14 protein-coding genes are annotated in these 15,851 nt (G+C 68.2%); 2 read left to right on the forward strand and 12 right to left on the reverse strand.

All coding sequences use genetic code 11. From position 1 onward, the window contains the following. Positions 1 to 23: 23 nt before the first annotated feature. The 4 genes from ligA to F5544_RS35000 form a co-directional block, all read right to left on the reverse strand. Positions 24 to 2,129, reverse strand: coding sequence for an NAD-dependent DNA ligase LigA (gene ligA / locus F5544_RS34985; RefSeq protein ID WP_238846810.1), 2,106 nt, complete (start codon positions 2,127 to 2,129; stop codon positions 24 to 26). Positions 2,130 to 2,260: 131 nt separating this feature from the next. Continuing rightward, positions 2,261 to 3,322 (reverse strand): methionine synthase, encoded by a 1,062-nt coding sequence (locus F5544_RS34990; RefSeq protein ID WP_428847088.1) that lies wholly within the window; start codon positions 3,320 to 3,322, stop codon positions 2,261 to 2,263. After that, entirely contained in the window at positions 3,306 to 4,427 is a 1,122-nt protein-coding gene (mnmA, locus tag F5544_RS34995) for a tRNA 2-thiouridine(34) synthase MnmA (RefSeq protein ID WP_167477124.1), read from the reverse strand. The genes F5544_RS34990 and mnmA overlap by 17 nt, the downstream gene beginning before the upstream one ends. Then, positions 4,427 to 5,656, reverse strand: a complete 1,230-nt coding sequence (locus F5544_RS35000; RefSeq protein WP_167477125.1) for a cysteine desulfurase family protein — start codon at positions 5,654 to 5,656, stop codon at positions 4,427 to 4,429. The genes mnmA and F5544_RS35000 overlap by 1 nt, the downstream gene beginning before the upstream one ends. Before the next feature lie 349 nt (positions 5,657 to 6,005). Between F5544_RS35000 and F5544_RS35005 the strand changes: the two genes are divergently transcribed. Continuing rightward, positions 6,006 to 6,926, forward strand: a complete 921-nt coding sequence (locus F5544_RS35005; RefSeq protein ID WP_167477126.1) for a helix-turn-helix domain-containing protein — start codon at positions 6,006 to 6,008, stop codon at positions 6,924 to 6,926. On the opposite strand, the gene F5544_RS35010 is transcribed toward F5544_RS35005, so the two are convergent. From F5544_RS35010 to F5544_RS35035, 6 genes are all read right to left on the reverse strand, one after another. Further along, positions 6,927 to 8,576 carry a bifunctional 3'-5' exonuclease/DNA polymerase gene (locus F5544_RS35010; RefSeq protein ID WP_238846811.1) on the reverse strand — a complete coding sequence of 550 codons (1,650 nt, stop codon included), beginning with the start codon at positions 8,574 to 8,576 and terminating at the stop codon, positions 6,927 to 6,929. It abuts the gene before it with no gap. Positions 8,577 to 8,694: 118 nt separating this feature from the next. After that, positions 8,695 to 9,000, reverse strand: a complete 306-nt coding sequence (locus tag F5544_RS35015; protein WP_167477128.1) for a transcriptional regulator — start codon at positions 8,998 to 9,000, stop codon at positions 8,695 to 8,697. Beyond that, positions 8,997 to 9,452 (reverse strand): hypothetical protein, encoded by a 456-nt coding sequence (locus tag F5544_RS35020; RefSeq protein ID WP_342760397.1) that lies wholly within the window; start codon positions 9,450 to 9,452, stop codon positions 8,997 to 8,999. Before F5544_RS35020 ends, F5544_RS35015 begins: the two co-directional genes overlap by 4 nt. A 76-nt stretch (positions 9,453 to 9,528) precedes the next feature. Further along, positions 9,529 to 10,500 (reverse strand): lysophospholipid acyltransferase family protein, encoded by a 972-nt coding sequence (locus F5544_RS35025; RefSeq protein ID WP_167477130.1) that lies wholly within the window; start codon positions 10,498 to 10,500, stop codon positions 9,529 to 9,531. A gap of 5 nt (positions 10,501 to 10,505) precedes the next feature. Then, complete coding sequence (locus tag F5544_RS35030) at positions 10,506 to 11,369, reverse strand: GNAT family N-acetyltransferase (protein WP_167477131.1); 864 nt, start codon at positions 11,367 to 11,369, stop codon at positions 10,506 to 10,508. A 325-nt stretch (positions 11,370 to 11,694) separates the two neighbouring features. Next, positions 11,695 to 12,987 carry an NAD(P)/FAD-dependent oxidoreductase gene (locus tag F5544_RS35035; protein ID WP_167477132.1) on the reverse strand — a complete coding sequence of 431 codons (1,293 nt, stop codon included), beginning with the start codon at positions 12,985 to 12,987 and terminating at the stop codon, positions 11,695 to 11,697. Positions 12,988 to 13,099: 112 nt separating this feature from the next. Between F5544_RS35035 and F5544_RS35040 the strand changes: the two genes are divergently transcribed. Further along, the gene (locus F5544_RS35040; protein ID WP_167479684.1) at positions 13,100 to 13,957 is read left to right on the forward strand and encodes a LysR family transcriptional regulator; all 858 of its coding nucleotides are present in this window, start codon (positions 13,100 to 13,102) and stop codon (positions 13,955 to 13,957) included. Between the two features lie 96 nt (positions 13,958 to 14,053). On the opposite strand, the gene F5544_RS35045 is transcribed toward F5544_RS35040, so the two are convergent. Both F5544_RS35045 and F5544_RS35050 read right to left on the reverse strand, forming a co-directional pair. Continuing rightward, positions 14,054 to 14,815: an ABC transporter permease gene (locus F5544_RS35045; RefSeq protein ID WP_167477133.1), complete on the reverse strand. Its 762-nt coding sequence runs from the start codon at positions 14,813 to 14,815 to the stop codon at positions 14,054 to 14,056. Beyond that, the gene (locus F5544_RS35050) at positions 14,812 to 15,837 is read right to left on the reverse strand and encodes an ABC transporter ATP-binding protein (protein ID WP_238846812.1); all 1,026 of its coding nucleotides are present in this window, start codon (positions 15,835 to 15,837) and stop codon (positions 14,812 to 14,814) included. Before F5544_RS35050 ends, F5544_RS35045 begins: the two co-directional genes overlap by 4 nt. Positions 15,838 to 15,851: the final 14 nt, after the last annotated feature.

Consider the following 15,851-nt stretch of genomic DNA (forward strand, 5'->3'; position numbering starts at 1 on the left):
TAAGAAAGGTTCAGGTCAAGGTGTCACTCGTCCGCGGCGTCCTCGTTCGCCGACGGCGCAACGGCTTGCGGCCCCTGCTCCAGCAGCAACCGGAATCCGGCCTCGTCCAGGATCGGCACCCCCAACTCCTCCGCCTTGGCGGCCTTGGACCCCGGCGAATCGCCGATCACGACGAACGCCGTCTTCTTCGACACCGATCCGGCCGCCTTACCGCCGCGCACCAGGATCGCCTCCTTGGCCCCGTCGCGGGTGAAACCCTGCAGCGATCCGGTCACCACGATCGAAAGGCCCTCGAGATTGCGCTCGATGGATTCGTCGCGCTCGTCCTCCATCCGAACGCCCGCGGCCCGCCATTTGTCGACGATCGCCAAATGCCAATGCACGGTGAACCATTCGGCCACCGCCGCCGCGATCGTCGGGCCGACGCCGTCCACCGCGGCCAGCTCCTCGGCCGACGCCTCCCGCACCCGGTCCATGCTGCCGAGCTGCGCGGCCAGCGCCCGCGCGGCGGTCGGGCCGACATGCCGAATCGACAGGCCGACCAGCACCCGCCACAGCGGCCGGTTTTTGGCGGCCCGCAGATTCTCCAGCAGCCGTTTGCCGTTCGCGGACAGGCTGCCATCGATATTGGCGTACAGCGAGGTGGTGAGCAGCCGCGCCTCATCCAGATCGAACAGATCGCCCTCATCGGTGATCGCACCCGATTTCAACAGGTCGATCGCGCCTTCGTAGCCGAGCGCCTCGATATCGAACGCGCCGCGGCCCGCGACATGGAACACCCGCTCCCGCAACTGCGCCGGGCAATACTGCTGATTCGGGCAGCGGATATCGGCGTCGCTCTCCTTCTCCGGCGCGAGTTCCGATCCGCACTCCGGGCAGTGCGTCGGCATGACGAATTCGCGCTCGTCGCCGGTGCGCGCGTCCACCACCGGGCCGAGCACCTCGGGAATCACGTCACCCGCCTTGCGGATGGTGACGGTGTCACCGATCAGCACACCCTTGCGCTTGACCTCGGAGGCATTGTGCAGCGTCGCCCGCGCGACCGTCGACCCGGCGATCGACACCGGCTCCATCACCGCGAACGGCGTCACCCGACCGGTGCGCCCGACGTTCACCTCGATGCCGAGCAGTTTGGTGGTGGCCTCCTCCGGCGGATATTTGTAGGCGATCGCCCAGCGCGGGGCGCGCGAGGTGGACCCGAGGCGCCGCTGCAGCGCCATCTGATCGACCTTGATGACCTGGCCGTCGATCTCGTGCTCGATATCGTGCCGGTGCTCACCCCAGTAGGCGACCCGCTCGATCACCGCGTCGATGCCCTGCACCAGGCGGGTGTGCTCGGAAACCGGCAGACCCCAGGCGGCGAGCGCGCGGTAGGCCTCGTGCTGTGAGGTGGGCGAGTAACCTTCCATCCGGCCGAAACCGTGGCAGATCATTCGCAGCCTGCGCCGCGCGGTGACCGACGGATCCTTCTGCCGCAGCGAACCCGCGGCGGTATTGCGCGGATTCGCGTACGGCGGTTTACCCTCGGCGACGATCTGGGCGTTCAGCGATTCGAAATCCTCCAGCCGGAAATACACCTCGCCGCGGACCTCCAGCACGTCCGGGATCGGGAATTCGGGATGGGCCGTGAGCTCGCCCGGGATGTCCTCGATGGTGCGCGCGTTGAGCGTGACGTCCTCGCCGGTGCGCCCGTCGCCGCGGGTCGCGCCGCGCACCAGCCTGCCCTTCTCGTAGACGAGGTTGAGTGCGACACCGTCGATCTTCACCTCGCACAGGTAGTGCAGGTTCGCGCCGGCCTCGGCCTCCACCCGGCGCGCCCAGGCGCGCAGCTCGTCGTAGTCGAACACATTGTCCAGCGAGAGCATTCGCTCCAGATGGTCGACCGCGGTGAAATCGGTGGCGAAACCGCCGCCGACCAGCTGGGTCGGCGAATCCGGCGTGCGCAGATCCGGATGCTCGTTCTCCAGCTCCTCCAGGCTGCGCAGTAGCTTGTCGAATTCGCCGTCCGAGATGATCGGCGCATCGCGCACGTAGTAGCGGAACTGGTGCTCGCGCACCTCGTCCGCCAGTTCCTGCCAACGCACCCGCTGCTCCGCCGTCGCCGGCACCGCCTCGCCTTCGTCACTCACAAACTGGCACATTAGCCGAGCCGACCGACAAGTATCGCCACGTCAACGCCCATCGAACCGGCGTTTGTCACCGACAGCCGACTCGGCCACCCAAGACGGATGCCCCTCGAAGCAACCAAGATCGGGGGCGGCTAGCCGAAGGTGAGGGATTCCGGGTCCTCGGCGAAGGCGCGGGCTACCTCGGTGCTCAGGGCGACGGCCTTGCGGGCCCAGGTGATGGGGGCGGTGGCGAGGCCGCAGGACGGGCTCACCATGACGGAGGTGGCGAGGGTGGTGCGGGGGAAGCCGAGGCGATCGATGAGGCGCACGCCGGGTTCGGCGAAATCGCGCCATGTGGGTGGGGTGGCCGGGGCGGTGGTCGGGATCAGGCCCAGGACAAGGAGTTTGCTCGCGTCGAGGGCTTCGCCGATGCCGTCGAGATCCTTGACGCCGATCGCCGCTATATCGAAACCCATTGCGGCACAGGAACTTTTGCTCAGGAAGCGCAGGGCGGGCGGTTCGGCGCAGGTGTGGACGAGCACCGGCGCGGTCTGCGCGTCGATCACACCGTCGAGCACCGCGAGCGCCTCGGGCTCGGGCACGGCGGCCACCGTATTCAACACGCTGACGCCGCGCAGCGAACCGTCCAGCACCGCGCTGAGCGACGGTTCATCCAGTTGCACAACGACTTCCGCGCCGAGCCGCCTGCGCACCTCGGCGACGTGCTGCGCCAATCCCTCGGCCAGCGATGCCGAAAGGTCGCGCACCGCACCGGAATCGGTGAGCACCCGATGTCCGCCGGGCAGCTCCACCTGGGCGGCGAGGGTGAGCGGCCCGGCCGCCTGCACCTTCACCGGATGCCCATGCCCCGCGAGACCCGCTGTCTCCCAAGCCTCTTCGAGCGCGTCCAGATCGGTGCGCAGCAGATCGTGCGCCCGTCGCGATACCGCGCCCGGCCGGGCGGCGAGCCGATAGCCGCGCGTCGTCGTATCGAATCGCAGGTCGACCAGCAGCGCCGAGGCCCGGCCGACCATATCCGCGCCCGCCCCGCGCCGCGGCAGCTCCACCAGATGCGGCAACTCCGCGAGCTCGCCGACGATCGTCGACGCCGCCTCGCGCGGGTCGGCGCCCGGCCACGACCCGACGCCGGTCGCGATGCCGCCACGCAATGCCTGTACCACCTGATTCGCCGTGCCACTACCGATTTCGGTCACGGCTGCCGATCGTGTCCAACTCGGCGCGGTCCTTGCCGGTGCCGGTGATGGTGCCGCTGCCGATCACCTCGTCGCCCAACGGATCCTGGCGATACACCACGACCGCCTGACCGCGTGCGACACCGGTGAGCGGCTCACGCAACCGCACCAGCATGCCGTCGCCGACCGCCTCGGCCACCGCGGGGGCGGTGCCGCCGTGCGCGCGCACCTGCGCGACGCATTCGATCGGACCGTCCGGCGCCACGCCCGAGGTCCAAATCGCCTGTGCCGCATCGACCGTCCACACCCGCAGGTCTTCGGCCGAGCCGACCCGCACCGTGCCGGAGTCGGGATCGATCCCGGTGACATAGCGCGGTTTCCCGTCGGCGGCGGGCCCCGGCAGGCCGAGCCCCTTGCGCTGACCGATGGTAAACCCGTGCACGCCTTCGTGTTTCGCCAATTCGGTGCCGTCGGCATCGACGACGGCGCCCGGCCGGATGCCGATCTTCGCGCCGAGGAAGGCACGGGTGTCGCCGGACGGAATGAAGCAGATGTCGTGGCTGTCCGGCTTGTTCGCCACCGCGAGACCGCGTTCGGCGGCCTCCGCGCGGATCTGCGGCTTGGGGGTGTCGCCCACCGGGAACATGGCGCGGGACAGCTGCTCAGCGGTGAGCACCGCGAGCACGTACGACTGATCCTTGTCGGCGTCGACCGCGCGCCGCAGCACACCGTCGTCGAGCCGCGCGTAGTGCCCGGTGACGACGGCGTCGAAGCCGAGCGCGACCGCCCGGTCGGCCAGCGCCGAGAACTTGATCTTCTCGTTGCAGCGCAGGCACGGGTTCGGCGTCTCACCCGCCGCGTAGGCCGCGACGAAATCGTCGATCACGTCTTCCTTGAAGCGGTCCGCGAAATCCCATACGTAGAACGGGATTCCGAGTACGTCGGCGGCCCGCCGGGCATCGCCGGCGTCCTCCTTCGAACAGCACCCGCGCGAACCCGTGCGCAGGGTGCCCGGTGTCGCCGACAGCGCCAGGTGCACGCCGACCACCTCATGACCCGCGTCGACGGCGCGCGCGGCCGCGACCGCCGAATCGACCCCACCGCTCATCGCGGCGAGTACCCGCATCAGACACCTCCTTTCGCACCGGCCAGGCCCGCGGCCATGGCCCGTTCGACAACCTGGGGCAGCACCCGAAGCAGCGCATCGGTATCGGCGCGGGTCGTGGTGTGCCCCAACGAGAATCGCAGTGACCCGCGCGCCTGCCAGGCCGGAACGCCCATGGCGATCAGCACATGGCTCGGCGTGGCGACCCCGGCGTTGCAGGCCGAACCGGTCGAGCATTCGATGCCCGCCGCGTCCAGCAGCATCAGCAGCGAATCGCCTTCGCAGCCGGGGAAAGTGAAGTGGGCGTTGCCCGGCAGCCTGCGCTCGTCGCGCGGGCCGTTGAGCACCGCATCGGGTATCGCGGCCAGCACGCCTTCGATGAGTTCGTCGCGCAGCGTCCGCAATCGCGCAGCGTACGTTGGCAATTCGGTCGCCGTCTGGTGCAGCGCGGTGGCGAGTCCGACGGCCGCCGCGGTGTCGGAGGTGCCCGATCGCAGATCCCGTTCGTGCCCGCCGCCGTGCAGCAGCGGCACACACGGCACCTCGCGGCCGAGCAGCAGCACGCCCGCGCCGTGCGGCCCGCCGAGCTTGTGACCCGCGATGCTGGCGGCCGAAAGTCCGCTCGCCGCGAAATCGATCGGCAGCTGGGCCGCGGCCTGTATCGCGTCGCTGTGCATCGGCACATCGAATTCCCGTGCGACCGCAGCCAATTCACTGATCGGCTGAATCGTGCCGACCTCGTTGTTGGCCCACATGACGGTGACGAGCGCCACCTCGCCCGGGTATTCGGCCAGCGCGGCGCGCAGCACCCGCGGCGCGACGACACCCTCCGCGTCGACCGGTAGCCAGGTGACCTGCGCGCCCTCGTGACGCTCCAGCCATTCCACGGCGTCGAGCACCGCGTGATGCTCTATCGAGCTCGCGATGATCCGGGTGCGGTGGGGATCGGCGTCGCGTCGCGCCCAATAGATGCCCTTCACCGCCAAGTTGTCGCTCTCGGTGCCGCCGGAGGTGAAGATGACCTCCGAGGGCCTGGCGCCCAGATCGGCGGCGATGGATTCGCGCGCCTCCTCCAGCGACCGGCGCGCCGCGCGCCCCGACCCGTGCAGCGAGGACGCGTTACCGGTGCGCATCAGCGCGGCCGTCATCGCCTCGACCGCGGCGGGCAGCATGGGAGTGGTCGCCGCATGATCGAGGTAGACCATCTTGGGTGCAGCACCGCTGACCGGACCCGAAAAACCCGACTTCATGACCGAGATAGCCTATCCCACCGTTGACCAGCGCATCTTCGGGGTCTCCCCCTGGTTACCGGACTCATCCACGACTCTCAACTGGATTACGGCCTCGGGTATTCCCGCCCGCCCGCACTCCGGCCGGGCGGACTACGGCCCGGTCGTGCGCCCGCTGCCGAGGCGATGCCGGCTCGGCAGCGATCCGCCGCCCACTCGACTGACCGTATCGGGCGGAGTTTGCCGAAAACGATGACAAGCCCAGGCGATCGGCCCGACCGCGGCGATACCATTGGCAAAGCGGTGGGGACTTGCGGGCAAATTCGCGAGTTACCAGCGGTGATCGCCGAGCATCGGAGTTAGGACCCCAATGAGCGCGGAGCCGGTCCAGGTCGGGCATTCGGATTCTGCCGCACCCCTTTTCGAATCCGATGTCGCCGATGTGGCGGATTGCGGGCCGACCGCGCTGCGGATCGCGATCGGTGGTCAACTCCGCAAACTGCGCGAGGAATGCGGCATCACGCCCGCGGACGCGGGCAGGCACATTCGCGGGTCGCACGCCAAGATCAGTCGGCTCGAACTCGGGCGGACCGGATTCAAGGAACGAGATGTCGCGGACCTGTTGACCCTCTACGGCGTGCGCGACCCGGATCAGCGCGAGATGGTGCTGGCCCTGGTTCGCAAGGCGAATCGACCGGGATGGTGGCATCCGTACAGCGATCTGTTGCCGCCATGGTTCCAGACCTATCTCGGTCTGGAGGGGGCCGCGACATTGATCAGAACCTTCGAGTGTCACCTCGTTCCCGGCCTGCTGCAGACCAGGGAGTATGCCCGCGCGGTCGTCGCGCTCGGTCGCCGCGAGAGCGCCGAGGCACGGCGGCGGGTGGAGCTGCGTCACAAGCGTCAGCAGATCCTCGATGCGCGCGGCGGGCCGATGCTGTGGGCGGTGCTGGACGAGGCCGTGCTACGCAGGCCGATCGGCGGAGCAACCGTAATGCGCGAGCAAATGGAGCATCTGGTGCGGATGTCGGACCGGCCGAATGTGACCATCCAGGTAATACCGTTCCTCGCCGGTGGTATCGCCGCGGCGGGCACCTCGTTCACGCTGCTCCGATTCGCGGAGCAGGTGCTGCCCGATATCGTCTATCTGGAGCAGGTGGCCAGCGCGATGTATCTGGATCGGCGGGAGGATGTCGATGTTTATCGCGAGCTGATGGACATCCTCGCCTTACAGGCCCAAACCCGACAGCAATCCCGCGACATGCTGGTCGCCGCGGCCGCGCGGTTCTGATTATTTCGCGTCCCAATAACATTCGACCACCGCGGTGGTGAACGGGAAGCGCACCGGTGTCGGGCCGAAGACGATCCGGCCCGCGGTGTCGGCGGCGGACGCGATCGCATCGGCGACCGCGGCGGCCTCCTGCTCCGGGCAGTGCACGATCACCTCGTCGTGTTGGAAGAAGACCATTTCGGCGCGCAGTCCCGCACTCGTCAGCGCGTGCCGCAGGCCGGCGAGCATCAGCAGGGCCCAATCGGCGGCACTGCCCTGCACCACGAAATTGCGGGTGAAGCGCCCGCGGGCGCGCGCCGCCGCGGTGCTGCCGTATCCGGCGCCGTCCTCCTGGAATTGGTCCATCTCGTCGAGCGTGGCATGCAGCGGCGGACAGGTGCGGCCCAACCAGGTGCGCACCAGGCGACCCTCCTCGCCCGCGCGCGCCGCGTCGTCGACATATGCCACCGCGGCCGGATACCGCCGCCGGAGTTCGGCCATATGAGCGCGGGCATCGCCGGAGGTCTGGCCGTAAATCGCGCCCAGCAGCGCGAGTTTGGCCTGCGCGCGGTCACCGCCGAAGACGCGGGCGGCCAGGTCCGCGTAGAGATCCTCGCCGCGTCCGGCCAGCTCCATCAGGCCGGGGTCGCGGGAAATCGCGGCGAGCACCCTCGGCTCCATCTGAGCGGCATCGGCGACCACCAGCCGCCAACCCGGATCGGCGCGGATCGCCTGCCGGATCACCTTCGGGATCTGCAGTGCCCCACCGCCATTGGTGGTCCAACGTCCGGAAACCGTTCCACCGGGCAGATATTCGGGACGGAAGCGGCCGTCGTGCACCCACTGCTCCAGCCAGGACCAGCCGTTGCTGGTGTACAGGCGGTAGAGCGTTTTGTAGGCGAGCAGCGGCTCCACCGCGGGATGATCGATCCGCCGCAGCTCCCACTTTCGGGTGGACGACAGCGAAATACCGGCTCGGGCAAAAGCTTTGATGATGTCGTTGGGCAGATCCGGCCGAACCCGCGTCCCGAAGGCGCGCGACACCTCGTCGGCCAGCTCCGCCATCCGTCTCGGCTCCCCGCCCGGAAAACGCTCTCCGAGCAGACGATCGAGCAATTCCCGGTGAACGTCCGCGCGCCAAGGGATTCCGGTCCTCGACAGTTCCGTCGCCACCAGCATGCCCGCCGATTCGGCGGCCAGCAGCAGCCGCATCCGCTCGGGATTTTCGGCCCGCTCGGTACGGGCGAGCTGTCCGGCGTACACCTCCAGCAGCGCGGTGAACTCGTCCGTGCCGGGCGGCAGCGGCACCGGACCGGACTCGAACAGCGACGGCTGGGTTTCCGCGACCCGCACGGGTGCGTCCGGCGGGACGGGCAGCTTGTGCAGCCGCGCCCACGCCGCCGCCAGCGAGCGGGCCTGGCCCGACTGACCCTCCTCATGGCCGATCAGCAGGGCCTCCGCGGCCTCGACGTCATAGCACCGTTCGACCCGAACGCCGGCCGCGAGCAGCCGCCGGTAGATCTCGGCGGTCGAGCGCCAGACCCACCGCTCGACCTCGGGACGCGAACGCACCGCGGCGGCGAGCGACGGTTCGCGGACCACCGGTCCCGCGGGACGGCCGTCCCGATCGAGTGGGCATAGCCGCGCCCCTCCGTCGTCTGTTTCCGTCAACGCCCATCGCACGTCCCAGAGTCTCGCATCGGGGACAGACATCTCCGAGGGTCTCACCGGCGGAATCGTCGTGACCGGTATGCCGGGCGCTCGCAGCGGGAGCATGCGATCGAAGGGCTCAGGTGCGCTCGGGCCGGGCGCCGGCGACTATTTCCTGAAGAGCCGCGATATGCCCGTCGAAGGCCGCGCGCCCGGCGTCGGTGAGCCGGGCGCGGACCTTCCTGCGCGTGCCGTCCAGGCGGCGTTCCGTCGCGACGTATCCGGCCTCTTCCAAGGTCGCCAGCTGCTTGGACAGCGCCGAATCGGACAGGCTCAGCCGATCCTTCAGATAGGCGAATTCGGCCCAGTCCGCCGCCGCGAGCGTCGCCACCAGCGAGAGCCGAGTGCTCGGGTGGATCAGCTCGTCGAATCGCGCGACCGTCATGCCCGAGCCCAATGCCGAAGTACCCGAAGGATTTCCGGTCCACCGAGGCCGACGACGGCCGCGACGAACACCGCCGCCCAGATGGTCGGGTGGATCGCACCGTCGGCGTCGAGCGCGAACGCCGCCGCGATGGTGAGACCGACCAGCGCGATCAGCATGCCGATCACCACCAGCGGGATGCGCCGCCCGGCCACTGCCGCGCTGACCTGCAGACGATCCGTTCGCCGCCGCCCGTCGAGCAATCGCGACGCGAGCGTCGAATGCCCGATGCCGAAGCCGAGCGTCGCGATGGAGATCAACCACCACGGCCCCCACTCGCCGATCACCCCGAGCACGAGCCAGCCGCCCGCGAGCGCCCACCAATAGCCGCGCGGCAGACCGACCTCATCGGCCACCCGACGCCGGGCCTGCTCGGCCGCCTCTAATGCGGCCCGGGCCTGTTCAGGAACCATATTTTCCATGACATCCTCACTTTCCTACCTGGAAAGTAAAGCTCCCACTTTCCCAGTAGGAAAGTCAAGGCTCGAATCAGGAGAGGGCGGCGTGCTCCCCGCCGCGAACCCGCCTGCCCGGTAGTAGTCGGCGGCGCGGCCTGCGCACCGCGGGCTCCGCCACCGCGACGGATTCCGGATCCCGAACCTTGGTGGCCGTCGCCTCGATCCAGCCGTAGCCATGCTGATCGCGGCGGATCGGCTCGACGCCGTGCACCGCACGCTGAACGCGGCGGGCCAGCTCACGCCGATCCTCGCCCGGTAGCTCCAACGGCTCCAGCGCGATCTCGACGACCATCCCGCGGGATCGCAGCACCCGGCCCGCCGAGGTCGCGAAGGTGTCGACGCCGACGAATCCCGGCACCGTCGTCTGCACGCCGTGCCGGTCCAGATAGCGCAATCGCACCGGCTGCACCGGCACCCCGGCATCGATGGCCGCCTGGAAGAGCGCGGGCCGCATGGTGCCGTACGCCCGGCCGCACCAGGTGGTGCCCTCCGGGAATGCCGCGACCTGCTCGCCCGCCGCCAGCCGCGCGCCGAGTTCGGCGACGACGCCGGGCAATTCGCGCAACTTCTCCCGTTCGATCGGGATCACCCGCAGCAGCTTCGCCAGCCCGCCGATCAGCGGCCACTCCACCATGTCGGCCCGCGCCACGAAGCCGAGCGGCCGCACCGCGGACAGCGCGACGATATCGGTCCACCCGATATGTCCGATCACCACGAGCGCACCGGAATCCGCACGGTCCGTTCGGTTGTCGATGACGCGCAAACGAATTCCGAGGCTGCGCAACAACATTCCCGCATACCGGCGCTGCAGCCCGGTCCGCCACCGCGGCGGCGTCAGCACGTGCGCCACCGGAAAGCTGACCAACAGTCCGACGATTCGCACAAGGCGGACCGCGACCCGGGCGGTACCGACCTGATCGATGGCCTCGATACAGCCGGGCCCGCACGGGCTCGACGGCATCCACGCATGGGTCGCCTGGGCCGGTGGCGCGTCGAATACCATCGCGCTCACCGCCCGTCGAAGGTGGCGGCCGCACCCTGTAGCCGCTCGAGATACCGCCGGTTGATGGTGTCCAGGCCGAGCAGCACGACGAAATCGGCGACCGCGAAATCCGGATCATGTGCGGGCTCACCGCAGATCTCGGCGCCGAGGCGCAGATAGCCGCGCAGCAGCGGCGGCAGCTTGGGCCGCGACGGCGGGGTCAGCTCATCGAGCGTCTTCCCGTCGACGACCACCGGGCAGTACGGCCGCACCCGCCGCTCCGGATCGCAGCCATGCTTGCCGAGCAGCATGTCGCGCACGCCGCGCACGTTCGCGCCGGGCGGATCCACCGGTGCGTCCTGCATCGGCACCGATGCGCAGCCCATCACCCAGTCGTATCCGGTGAGCTGGATGTAGTGCAGGATGCCCGCCCACATGAGCGTCACCACCGAACCGTTGCGGTGATCGGGCACCACGCAGGCCCGGCCCATCTCGACGATCCGCTGACCGACCGGATCCAGTTGGGCCAGATCGAATTCCGTCGCCGTGTAGTAGCCGCCCGCCGCGGTCACCTTGTCCGGCGGCAACATTCGGTAGCAGCCGACGAATTGTTCGGTCAGATCGTCGCGCACCAGCAGGTGGTCGCAGTGGTCGTCGAACCGGTCCGCGTCCAGCCCCGTGCCGTTGTCGGGGATGTGGAAGCCCGGTTCGTTGGCGAACACCTGGTAGCGCAACCGCTGGGCGGCCTCGCGATGTTCGGCGTCGGACGAGACGACGAGCGAGTAGCGGGACCGTTCCACCCCGGAGTCCGCCGGTCGAGCCGGGAACGTCGCCACGGACGAAATCGGTCCACCGGCACCCGTCAACGTATCGCTACGCGATGCTGTCATACGTCTGATGAAGCCAGCTCGACACTGCATCGGAGCAACCTCTGAGTGTCGCCCCGATGCCGCTTCGGTGAACGAGACGACAGTCACACCGAGCGTTCACCGAGCGGTCGCGCTCAGTTCGCGTAATCGCGTCCTACCTGCGCATTTCTTCTGCTTGCCCGGTCTGGCCGACCATCGGTCAGGCGACGGCCGAACCGATTCGATGACGCCGGGAGCGACGGAGCCCTCACGCAATCCGCCGTTCCACCGGGTCACCGATTCCGTTCGGCCGTTCGGCATTCGGCGTCGCGTGACCGGGATCACGAAGCGCCGCTTGGTAACCCGGTCAGGCAGCTCGTCGATCGGGCAATTGAACCACCTCGGCCGCCTTGTGCGCCTCGGCGAAACCCGGCCGCCCGGTACCGATGAACGCGACGAGCCAGGAGGCAACGGCCGCAAAGCGATTCCGGAAGCCGACGAGGTAGAACAGGTGCACCGCGAGCCACATGAACCAGGCGATGACGCCACGGAAGGTGATGTGCTCGTTCAGCTTGGTCACCGCGCTGAACCGGCTGATCACCGCCATGCTGCCCTTGTCCCAGTACTTGAACGGGGTGCCCGGCTGCTTCTTGCGGCGGATGATGTCGGCCGCGTGGCGGCCCTCCTGCATGGCGACCGGCGACTGGCCCGGGTAGCCGTTCAGCGAGGTCATATCGCCGATGGCGAAGATATCGGCGTGGCCGCCGACGGTGAGGTCCTGGTTGATCAGAAGCCTTCCGGCACGGTCGGTTTCGACGCCGGTGGCCTCGGCGAGGACCTTCGCGAAACCGCCCGCCTGCACGCCGGCCGACCAGACGATGGTCTCGGCGGCGACGCCGCGTTCGACGCCGTCCTTGCCCTTGACGGTGACCTTGCCCGGTTCGATATCGGTGACGAATGTGCCGAGCAGCACCTCGACGCCGCTGCGGGTCAACGACTTCTTCGCGTACTCCGAGAGCCCGCCGCCGAACGGGGGCAGCACCTCACCGGCGCCCTCCACCAGCGTGACCGAAATCTCTTGGTGGTAGTGCCTTTTCGCGAGTTCCTTCAGCTGACCCGCGACCTCGACACCGGTCGCGCCCGCGCCGACGACCACGAAGCTGAGCAGCCGTTCGCGAGTGGCCGGATCGGCGTCCTTCGCCTCGGCGAAGACGCGCTCGATCTGGGCGCGCAGCAGTTTCGCGTCATCGATGGTCTTGAGCGAGAACGTCTTGTCGGCGAAATCGTCGCGGCCGAAGTACGACTGGCTGGCGCCGGTGGCGGCGATCAGCGAACCGTAGCGGATGCGGCGCGGGCCCTCGGCGGTCTCGTAGGTCAGGATGGCGCGGTCCGCGTCGAGCGCGGTGACCTTGCCGAGCCGGACATCGGCCTCCTTGTGCCGCCGCAGCACCGCGGCGATGGGCGGGGCGATCTCCCCCGAGGCCAGCACACCCGTCGCAACCTGGTACAACAGCGGCTGGAAAAGGTGTTCAGGCGTGCTGGAAATCAGCACGTAGTTGATTCCCGACTTGGCCAACTGCTTGGCGGCGGCGAGACCGCCGAAGCCCGATCCGACGATGACCACTTCCGCGGTTTCGATTCCCGCGTCCACGTACTGCATGACATCCTCCTTCTCTCATTAGCAACCGTCATTTTGAACGCGGATGTTCCAGGGGATAAGGCGCATAATGTAGATGACTCTTATCTGGATCAGTAATGAATCGGAGGCGATGGTGGAACTTCGCCAGCTCACGTACTTCGTCGCGGTGTGTGAGGAGCTCAGCTTCAGCGGTGCGGCGACGAGGTGTTTTATCTCACAGTCGGCGATCAGCCATCAGATCTCCCGGCTGGAGCGCGATCTTGGTGTGCAGCTGTTCGAGCGCTCGACAAGATCGGTGGTACCCACCGACGCGACCACGCGGCTACTTCCCCTTGCGAAACAGATGCTCAGCCTGGAGTCCGCCATCCGCGCGGCCGTGCGCACCTCGGGTCCCCGGGTGCGGCTGGCCGCCAACATGTCCTTCGCGACCCGGTCGCTGTCGGCCATCGCGAGCACCCGCGCCGAGCACCCGGGCGCGGAGATCGAATTCGTGATCAAACCCTTCCGTCAGCGCATCGCCGCGGTGGCCGACGGCGACTGCGATCTCGCGCTCATCCGCGGCAGCGTCGACCAGCCCGGTCTCACGGTGCGCCAGCTCTGGGTCGAGGATCTGGTGATCGTCACCGCGCCGGGCCATCCGCTGTCCGCGGGCGACGGCGTGACGCTCGCCGACCTCAGCCGCTACCCGCTGCTGCTGCCGCCGGAACAGGAACAGGTGTTGCTGCACACCATCATTCGGCAGGCCTTCGCCGATCAGGCCAGCGGCCCGACCTACGGCCCGCCGATCCCGCCCGATCACACCGCGTCGATGGAATTGATCAACCGCCCCGACGCGTGGACGGTGCTCTACGCCGAGAGTTCGACCGAGGGCCTGGTGGCATTGCGGCTGGCCGACCACCGCTTGCGCATCCCGGTTTCGGCGGTGCTGCGCAGCGACATTCGCCGCTCACCGATTCTGGAAACACTACTTGCCGCACTCGAAAGACACTGAGAGCCAGCATATCTCGCGAAATAAACTGTCACACAAGCAAGCCCACCGAGACCGTCGCCGGGCTCGGTGGGCTTTGAAATCAAAAAGTATTGCTGGTCAAGCATTCTCGCGAGCGAAGCTGCGCCCGCCCAGCACCATCAGCAGCAACGCCACCGCGATGGTGAGCCCGGTACCCAGATACACCTCACTCGCCCCGAAGTCGCCGCGGAACAGCGCCCGCGCCGCGTCTACGGTGTGCGAGAACGGATTTGCCTTGCCGATGTCCCGCAGCCAAGTAGGTCCCACGTTGAGCGGCAACAGGATTCCGGACAGCAGCATCAGCGGCACCGAGAAGGAGTTCAGGATCGAGGCAAGGGTGTCCTCCGCACGCGCCCACAGCCCAAGGGCATACGAGGCCGATGCGAGCCCCGCACCCATGACCGAAATGAGCAGGATCGAGGCCACCAGCCCGAGTGGATCCGGCCGCACCCCGAACGCCGCCATCGCGAGTCCGACCAGCACCAACGCCTGCGTGAACAGCACCGTCATATCCTTCAACACCCGCCCGAACAACAGCGCACCCCGGCTCGCGGGCGTAACCCGCTGCCGCTCGACGACACCCGCGCGCAGTTCCCCCACGATCGCGAAGCCGACATAGATCGTAGAGAACAGCCCGGTCTGGATGACCAGCGCGGGCGTCAACAGCTGCCACGGATCGACGCCGGACCCGAGTCCGGGCGCTATCCCCTTCACCAGTGGACCGAACAACACCAGGTAGAGCAGCGGCTGGGAGAGCCCGATCAGCACCCATACCGGATTGCGCAGGTTCGACCGCAACTGCGACCAGAAGATCAGCCGGGTATCCCGTAGAAACGTCATGCCGCCCGCACCTCCTCGCGCAGCGAGCGCCCGGTGATGGTCAGGAAGACATCGTCGAGGCTCGGGCGTTTGACGGTGAGCGCGCCCGGCACCAGCCCGCGCTCGTCGAGCGCGCGCAGCAGCGGCACCACCGCGGCATCACCGCGATCGACCGTCAGATGCACCAAAGTCGTTCCGGCATGGTGCGATTCGGCGCTCTCGGCACATACCAGCGAGCGCACCTCGAGAACCTCACGCGCCACTGCCACCGCGAATTCCGCATGGGCGTCATCGATTTCGAGGCTCACCACATCACCGGAGATGCGCCTCTTGAGCTCGTCGGGCGTGCCCTCCGCGACGACGATGCCGTGGTCCATCACCAGCAGGCGATCACACAGGGCGTCGGCCTCGTCGAGGTAGTGCGTGGTGAGCACGATGGTGGTGCCACGCGCGCGCAATCGGCGGATGTGTTCCCAGAGATTGGCCCGGCTCTGCGGATCCAGGCCGGTGGTCGGTTCATCCAGGTAGATGAGCCGCGGACCGTGCACGAGACCGAGCGCGATATCGACCCGGCGGCGCTGCCCGCCGGACAGCTCACCACATTTACGGCCGCCGAGGCCCGCCAGATCGAGTGCGTCGATCAGTTCCGCGGCGTTGCGCTCGGCCTGCGCCTTGCTCAGCCCGAAAAGTCTTGCCTGCAAGATTAATTCGTCGATGACGCGGGCATCTTCGCCGGTCATACCGCCCTGTGCGACATAGCCGATCCTGGACCGCACGGTCCTCGGCTCGGTGCGCAGATCGGCGCCCGCGATGGTGGCCGCGCCCGCGGTCGGCCGGATCAGGGTGCTGATCATTCGCAACGTCGTGGTCTTACCCGCGCCGTTGGGTCCGAGCAGGCCGAGGATCTCGCCGTCCCGCACCGCGAAGTCGACGTCCTCGACCGCTTCGACAGGACCGGTCTTCGTCATGAAAGTTCGTGCCAGCCCGCGCACTTCGATCACCGAGGCGGCGGTGCGGTCACGAACGATATCAATCGTTTCCACACCGATTACGGTAG

Source organism: Nocardia arthritidis (assembly GCF_011801145.1).
Lineage (GTDB): Bacteria > Actinomycetota > Actinomycetes > Mycobacteriales > Mycobacteriaceae > Nocardia > Nocardia arthritidis_A.